The 7,323-nt window shown below is 73.5% G+C and carries 5 protein-coding genes and 1 pseudogene; 1 reads left to right on the top strand and 5 read right to left on the bottom strand.

Annotated features, from left to right (window positions below):
• From KUM39_RS19630 to KUM39_RS19620, 3 genes and pseudogenes are all read right to left on the bottom strand, one after another.
• Positions 1-507, bottom strand: a pseudogene (locus KUM39_RS19630) (Rne/Rng family ribonuclease); the annotation flags it as partial.
• Between the two features lie 262 nt (positions 508-769).
• Positions 770-1,561: a TIGR03936 family radical SAM-associated protein gene (locus KUM39_RS19625; RefSeq protein WP_217787032.1), complete on the bottom strand. Its 792-nt coding sequence runs from the start codon at positions 1,559-1,561 to the stop codon at positions 770-772.
• A 127-nt stretch (positions 1,562-1,688) separates the two neighbouring features.
• Positions 1,689-2,294 carry a DUF3159 domain-containing protein gene (locus KUM39_RS19620; RefSeq protein ID WP_217787031.1) on the bottom strand — a complete coding sequence of 202 codons (606 nt, stop codon included), beginning with the start codon at positions 2,292-2,294 and terminating at the stop codon, positions 1,689-1,691.
• A gap of 174 nt (positions 2,295-2,468) precedes the next feature.
• Here KUM39_RS19620 and KUM39_RS19615 point away from each other — a divergent pair, with 174 nt between their 5' ends.
• A complete protein-coding gene (locus KUM39_RS19615) occupies positions 2,469-3,671 on the top strand; it encodes an alpha/beta hydrolase family protein (protein ID WP_217787030.1) in 1,203 nt (400 codons plus the stop codon).
• A gap of 27 nt (positions 3,672-3,698) precedes the next feature.
• On the opposite strand, the gene KUM39_RS19610 is transcribed toward KUM39_RS19615, so the two are convergent.
• Entirely contained in the window at positions 3,699-5,660 is a 1,962-nt protein-coding gene (locus KUM39_RS19610) for a TIGR03960 family B12-binding radical SAM protein (RefSeq protein ID WP_217787029.1), read from the bottom strand.
• A 70-nt stretch (positions 5,661-5,730) separates the two neighbouring features.
• Positions 5,731-7,266, bottom strand: a complete 1,536-nt coding sequence (locus KUM39_RS19605; RefSeq protein ID WP_217787028.1) for a CYTH and CHAD domain-containing protein — start codon at positions 7,264-7,266, stop codon at positions 5,731-5,733.
• Between the last annotated feature and the right edge of the window lie 57 nt (positions 7,267-7,323).

The raw sequence follows: 7,323 nt of genomic DNA, 5'->3' as shown, positions 1-7,323 counted from the left end.
CTCGGCGCTCACCGGGGCGTCCGCCACGGTCTCGTCCGGCTTCTCCTCGTCGGCTGCCTCGACGGCAGCGGGGGCACCGGCGGGCGCGGAGGCACGCCGGGTGGCGCGGCGGCGTGTACGGGCGGGGGCGGCATCGGCCTCGGCGGGAGCCGCGGTCTCCACGGCCTCGACGGTGGCGGGCTCGGCGGCACCGGCGACGACCGTCTCGGCGGCCTCGGCGGCGGGTGCACCGGCGGGCGCGGACGAGCGGCGGGTGGCACGGCGGCGCGGGCGGGCGGGGGCGGCGTCCTCCGCGACGGCGCTCTGCGGCGCGGTCGTCGCGGTGGCCTCCGCGATGTCCTCGGCCTCGGCGACGGGGGTGGCCGGTGCGGTCACCTCGGGAGTCGCCTCGGCGGCGGCGGGAGATCCCGCCGGCCGGGACGCGGCGCGACGGCGCCTGCGCGGGGGCAGGGTGTCGCTCGGAGTGTTGGCTTCGGAACCCTCGGTGGGTTCGGTCGGTTCGAGCATGCGGGGGTTTCTCCCGTCGGGCTCCCGGTCGCCGCGCTCGGCCCGGCGGAGGTCGTGAAGACCGTCCGACGTTGACGTCCGCGGCACGCGCGATGCGCGTTGACCGCCGTCCGGAGCACGGGCGCCGCTCGGGAGCACTCAGTGTCCTGTCTCGCCGGTTCCGTACGCCTTGTTGGTACGGCCTGGCGAAAGTCTTGTGGTCGGTGCGCCGCCCGACCCAGGTGGTTCCTGAGTACGAGGGCCGCGCTTTCGACGTCCGTCCCTACGCGGGACCTTCCGGCGTCGGCGCCGTCGCGGCGGCTGCCGGTACGGCCGTCAGGGCCTCGGCTGCCTCGCGGTCGGGCGCGAGCGGGTCGGTCACCGTGCCGCTCTCTGCATCGAACAGCCCCTGCGCCAGCCTGGTCACCGCTGCGGGGACCGGCGGCGCCAGGTCGGCCACGGCGCGGAGACCGGACAGGACGTCGTCGGGTCGTACGGCAGGCGTCACGTGCCGAACAACCAGGCGCAGTATCGCACAGGGCCGGTCGCTGGGCCTATCAGCCGGCGAACCGGGTGTTTCCCGGGAGACCGCCTCCAGCGAGACGACGGCCGGGCGTGCGTCGAAGACGCGGACGCCGTTCTTGGTCGCGCGGGACACCTCGACGGTGTCGGCCGCGGTGAACACCTCGGCGGCGCGCCGGGCGTCCGCCGGGTCCACGCCGTCGAGACGCAGCTCCCAGACGGAGGCGGTCAGCCGGTCCGCGAGGCCCGAGGTCCGTGCCTCGACCGCATCGACGATGTCGAGCCCGGTGGGCAGCGACGCGTCGAGCAGAGCGCGCAGGGAGCCGGGGTCGCGGGGTGCGGCCAGCGCGATCTCCAGGTACTCCGCCTCGCTGCCCGTGCCGGTGGGTGCGGCATTGGCGTACGACACCTTGGGGTGCGGCGTGAATCCGGCCGAGTACGCCATCGGCACCTCGGCACGGCGCAGCGCCCGTTCGAAGGCGCGCTGGAAGTCTCGGTGGCTGGTGAACCGGAGGCGGCCTCGCTTGGTGTAGCGCAGTCGGATGCGCTGCACCGCGGGTGCGGGCGGTGGGCCTTCGGGCTGTCGCTTGCCCAGTGTCCTTGTCCTTCAGTGAGATGCGGTCGTACCTCTTTCCAAGAGTACGTCTCGCGCGGCCTCCGGGTTCCCGCCGCCCGTCCGGTCACCGGCCGAGGGCGCGGGCCTTGTACGACTCCGGGTAGCGCTCGGTGAACTTGACGGCGCCGACCAGCAGCGCGACGGGGACGACCCAGTTGAGCCAGTCGTCCAGCGAGGGCACCCGGACGGCGAGCCAGGTGGAGAGCGCGATGAGGACGAACGCGACGCCCCACACCAAGGTCAGCACCCGGTTGACGTGCACGAACACCGGCGAGTGCCACATCTCGCGGGGCACCTCCTGGCGGGCGTACTGCGCGGTGAACGGGTCCACGGCGAGCGAGCCGAGAGCGACGACGGCGACCAGGCCGCTGGAGATGACCTGCGCGTACGTCTCCAGCCAGAGCAGGTCCGCGCGGTCGAGGGTGAGGGCGAGTGCGGTGACGACGGCGAAGAAGACGATGGCCGTGACGTCCAGGACGCGGACGCGGCCCCGCGCGATGTCCCGCCCGGAGAGCACGACGGAGGCGATCAGCGCGGCGAGGGCGGCGTACTTCCAGGTGCTGGGGCTCGCCACCACGCCGAAGACGATCCAGGGGACGAAGGAGAGGAACACGCTGCCGGTACCGGCGCGTTTCCCGGCCGGGGCCTGCACGGTGGTCTGCTGAACCATGAACGCTCCTCCCGTGGCGGGTGGGAATCCCGTGGCGGTGGGACGGGACGGTGCGGTGTTCCGGCCGCCCCTCTCCCCATCGTGCTGCCGCGGGCAGCGGCCCGCATGCCGTGCCGCGGGGCCCGGCCTACGGTGAAGAGGACCGGAGCCGCCGATTCCCCCACGGGAGCCGCGATGAGCCTGCGTTTCCACGAGAACGTCCAGTTCGACTACGAGATCAGGGCCGCCCTCGGCGCGGCATGGCGGCGCGGCGCCGACGTGGGCGAGGTGCTGTCCGTGGCGTCGGCGGTGGCGGGCGCGGACGGGCAGGGCTGGTTCGACGCGTGGGCGGGGCTCGGGCGCCGGGTGCGGGAGCGGGCGGAGGGGTGCGCGGCGGCGGGCCGTACGGCGAGCGCGCGGGACGGGTTCCTGTGCGCGGCCGGGTACCTGGGCACGGCGCTGGTGGGCGTGGACGCGGTGGCGGAGCCGGAGAAGCGGCTCGCGGAGGTGTTCCCGGATCACCGGGCGTGCCTGGACGCCTTCCTGGCCCTGCTGGACCCGCCCGCCGAACCGGTCGCCGTCCCGTACGAGGGCACGACGCTCCCCGGACACCTCGTCTCTCCGCCGGACCGGCCGGGCCCGCTGCCGACGCTGATCGTGAACAACGGCAGCGACGCCCCGATGAGCGCCGCGTGGACGCTGCTGGGCGCTCCGGCGGTGGAACGCGGTTACCGGGTGCTGCTGTTCGACGGTCCCGGCCAGCAGTCGATGCTGTTCGAACGGGGCGTGCCGTTCCGGTACGACTGGGAGCGGGTGATCACCCCCGTGGTGGACCACCTGCTGGCCCGCCCGGACGTGGACCCGGCCCGGCTGGTGCTGGCCGGGGTCAGCCAGGCCGGTTACTGGGTGCCGCGCGCGCTGGCCTTCGAGCACCGGATCGCGGCCGCGGTGGCCGATCCGGGGGTGGTGCGGGTGGCGGACAGCTGGTGGCAGGGGCTCGGTGAGCTGCGCGGGCTGTGGGAGTCCGGCGACCGTGACACCTTCGACCGCGTCATGAACGGCGCCCTGGGCGCGGACCCGTCGCTCGCCGCGATGTGGCGCTGGCGCGCGAAGCCGTACGGCATCACCTCGCCGTACGACCTCCTGACCGAGATCGCCCGCTACGACCTCACCCCGGTCCTGGACCGTGTCACCACGCCGCTGCTGGTGACCGAACCCGAGGGCGAGCACTTCTGGCCGGGCGCCTCCCGCGAGCTGTACGACGCCCTTCCCGGCCCGAAGGAGCTGATCCCCTTCACGGAGGCGGAGGGCGCCCATCTCCACTGCGAACCGATGGGCCGCGCCCTCTTCGAACAACGCGTCTTCGACTGGCTGGACGCCCGCCTCCCGCCCGCCTGACCGGACGGGGGCACGCGGGCCGCAGGGTCAGTGGACGTGCCCGCTCGCCGCCGGGGCGGGGCCCGCGTTCTTGACCGTCAGGGGCAGGAGCTTCTTGCCGGTCGGACCGATCTGGATGTGGGTGTCCATCTGCGGGCAGACGCCGCAGTCGAAGCAGGGCGTCCAGCGGCAGTCATCGACCTCGGTCTCGTCGAGGGCGTCCTGCCAGTCCTCCCAGAGCCAGTCCTTGTCCAGGCCGGAGTCCAGGTGGTCCCAGGGCAGGACCTCCTCGTAGGAGCGCTCGCGGGTGGTGTACCAGTCCACGTCCACGCCGTGCGCGGCGAGCGCCTTGTCGGCGCAGGCCGTCCAGCGGTCGTAGGAGAAGTGCTCGCGCCAGCCGTCGAACCGGCCGCCGTCCTCGTAGACCGCGCGGATCACGTCACCAACGCGGCGGTCGCCGCGCGAGAGCAGGCCCTCGACGATGCCGGGCTTGCCGTCGTGGTAGCGGAAGCCGATGGAGCGGCCGTACTTCTTGTCGCCGCGGATCTTGTCGCGCAGCTTCTCCAGGCGCGCGTCGGTCTCCTCGGCGGAGAGCTGCGGCGCCCACTGGAACGGGGTGTGCGGCTTGGGCACGAACCCGCCGATGGAGACCGTGCAGCGGATGTCGCCCGCGCCGGAGACCTCGCGGCCCTTCTGGATGACGCGGGTCGCCATGTCCGCGATCTGGAGGACATCCTCGTCGGTCTCGGTGGGCAGGCCGCACATGAAGTACAGCTTCACCTGGCGCCAGCCGTTGCCGTACGCGGTGGCGACCGTACGGATCAGGTCGTCCTCGGAGACCATCTTGTTGATGACCTTGCGCATCCGCTCGGAGCCGCCCTCGGGGGCGAAGGTCAGGCCGGATCGGCGGCCGTTGCGGGTCAGCTCGTTGGCCAGGTCCACGTTGAACGCGTCCACGCGGGTGGAGGGCAGCGAGAGGCCGATCTTGTCGTCCTCGTACCGGTCCGCGAGGCCCTTGGCGACCTCACCGATCTCGGAGTGGTCGGCGGAGGACAGCGAGAGCAGGCCGACCTCCTCGAAGCCGGTCGCCTTCAGGCCCTTCTCGACCATCTCGCCGATGCCGGTGATGGAGCGCTCGCGCACCGGGCGGGTGATCATGCCCGCCTGGCAGAAGCGGCAGCCGCGCGTGCAGCCGCGGAAGATCTCCACGGACATCCGCTCGTGCACGGTCTCCGCGAGCGGCACCAGCGGCTGCTTCGGGTACGGCCACTCGTCCAGGTCCATGACGGTGTGCTTGGACACCCGCCACGGCACGCCCGACCGCTTGGGCACGACCCGGGCGATCCGGCCGTCCGCGAGGTACTCCACGTCGTAGAACGCCGGGACGTACACCCCGCCGGTGCGGGCGAGGCGGAAGAGGACCTCCTCGCGTCCGCCGGGGCGGCCCTCGGCCTTCCACTCCCGGATGATCCGGGTCATGTCCAGCACGGCCTGCTCGCCGTCACCGATGATCGCCGCGTCGATGAAGTCCGCGATCGGCTCCGGGTTGAACGCCGCGTGGCCGCCGGCCAGCACGATCGGGTCCTCGTCGGTGCGGTCCTTCGACTCCAGCGGGATACCCGCCAGGTCGAGCGCGGTGAGCATGTTGGTGTAGCCCAGCTCGGTGGAGAAGCTGAGGCCGAACACGTCGAACGCCTTGACGGGGCGGTGGCTGTCCACGGTGAACTGCGGGACCCGGTGCTCCCGCATCAGGGCCTCCAGGTCGGGCCACACGCTGTACGTGCGCTCGGCGAGGACGCCCCGCTGCTCGTTGAGCACCTCGTAGAGGATCATGACGCCCTGGTTGGGCAGCCCGACCTCGTAGGCGTCCGGGTACATCAGCGCCCAGTGGACATCGCAGTCCTCCCAGGGCTTGACCGTGGAGTTGAGCTCGCCGCCGACGTACTGGATCGGCTTCTGCACGTGCGGGAGCAGTGCTTCGAGCTGCGGGAAGACCGACTCGACAGTCATCGGGAAACCTTCGTGAGCTGACAGAGGTGACCATCAAGCGTAACCCGCCCGGCGGACCCCTCCCGCCCTCCTACAGGGCCGCCGCCCGGCCGCTCACCTTCCCCCACAGCTCCGGTGCCCGCGCCTCCGCCCGCGCCGACCGCTCCTCCTCCCTGCCATACAGCAGCCCGTAGGTGAACGCGCTCTCCCCCGCCGCGTGCGCCACGGCGGCCAGCTCGCGCAGGGTCCGCCGGGCCATGACCGCGTCCTGGTGCTCACCGAGCCCGCCGGTCAGCTTCTTCAGCGCCTTGGCCAGCCGCCGCGCGGGCCTGCCGAGGGCGGGTACGGCCGCCTCCGCCGCGTACCGGGCGCGCTTGGCCTTCTTACGGGCCTCGTGCAGCGCGGTGTCCCGTCCGGCGCCGGGCGGCAGCTCCAGCGCCTCGGTGAGGTGCCGGTCGATCGCCCGCAGGTCCTTCGCCACCGCTCCGGCCAGGACGGGACCGGGCTGCCGCGCGCCCTTCCCGCGCAGCGGCGGGTCGGCCAGCAGGGCGTCCACGGCGTCGAGCAGACCCAGATAGCGGGCGGAGTCCAGGATCGCCAGGAGGTGGCCGTGCGCACTGCCGTGCCGGGCGCCGGACCAGGCGGCGATCCGCTCCCGGACCGGACCCAGGACCAGCGCGGACGGCACCGCGCCGAGGGCCGCTTCCAGCCGGGCGGTCAGCACCTCCTGGTCCCGGTCGGCGCCCAGTTCCCCGGCGAGCCACTTCAGCTCGGCGGCGAGCGGACCGGTGACGGCCGGGTCCAGGACCGTGCCGAAACTGCGGAAGGTGCTGCGCAGCCTGCGGGTGGCCACCCGCATCCGGTGCACCGCGTCGGGTACGTCCCGGCGGACTCCGGGGTCGTGGGCGAGCAGCGCCTCGCGGTGTGCGCGCACATACGCGAGGACGTGGTCCCCGGCGGTCACGGGCCGGGCGCGCCGGGCGGCGGGCCGGTGCGGTGCCGCTCCGGTCAGTTCCAGGGCGTGCGCCAGCTTGGACGCGGACCTCGCGGGGCGTACGCCCGCCTTGCGCAGCCGTTTGTCCAGCTTGTCGAGGACGCGGGGGTCGGCGCCGTCCGCCAGCTCGACCTCGATCTCGGTCCAGTGGACCTCGGCGCCCGCACCGCCGCCGCTCCTCGCGTCGCCGCTCCCCCCGGTGAGCAGGTGCGCGGTGACGGTGTCCACGCTCGCCTCCGCGAGCAGCGTGCCGCGGGCGTCCAGCAGGTGGGTGACCTCGCGGGCGGACCGCAGCCGGACCAGCGGCACCAGCGGGGTGGCACGCACACGGGCCCGGACCAGAGCGGCCAGATGGTCGGGCACCGTGTCGGAGAGCGGGGCGCGGATCTCGTCGCGGACACCGGGCGCCACCGGCACCTTCAGATGCCAGCCCGCGTCCTCGCCGCCGGTGCGGCGGCGCAGGGTGAGGGAGGCGGCGGCCAGGCGCCGGTCGGCCGTGTCGTAGTAGGTGGCGTCCAGCGTGACCACGCCCCGGCCGACCGCCTCGGCCACCCCCGCGGTACCCGTCAGATCGGGCAGGGCACCGCCCTCGGACTCGTACTTCCGCTCGATCTCCCGCTTCACGTCCGTCATGACTGCAAAGTAGCCGCGTACGGCCCGCTCAAGCGCGCGGGTTCTCCCGCGCGCCCG

Source organism: Streptomyces corallincola, from assembly GCF_019104725.1.
GTDB lineage: Bacteria > Actinomycetota > Actinomycetes > Streptomycetales > Streptomycetaceae > Streptomyces > Streptomyces corallincola.
The sequence above is the reverse complement of the archived record's forward strand: the minus strand, read 5'-3'. Positions and strand labels throughout refer to the sequence as shown.

Bases quoted from the DNA above. Each gene is read 5' to 3' on its own strand.
- KUM39_RS19620 (WP_217787031.1), bottom strand. From the start codon at position 2,294: ATGGTTCAGCAGACCACCGTGCAGGCCCCGGCCGGGAAACGCGCCGGT.
- KUM39_RS19615 (WP_217787030.1), top strand. From the start codon at position 2,469: ATGAGCCTGCGTTTCCACGAGAACGTCCAGTTCGACTACGAGATCAGG.
- KUM39_RS19610 (WP_217787029.1), bottom strand. From the start codon at position 5,660: ATGACTGTCGAGTCGGTCTTCCCGCAGCTCGAAGCACTGCTCCCGCAC.
- KUM39_RS19605 (WP_217787028.1), bottom strand. From the start codon at position 7,266: ATGACGGACGTGAAGCGGGAGATCGAGCGGAAGTACGAGTCCGAGGGC.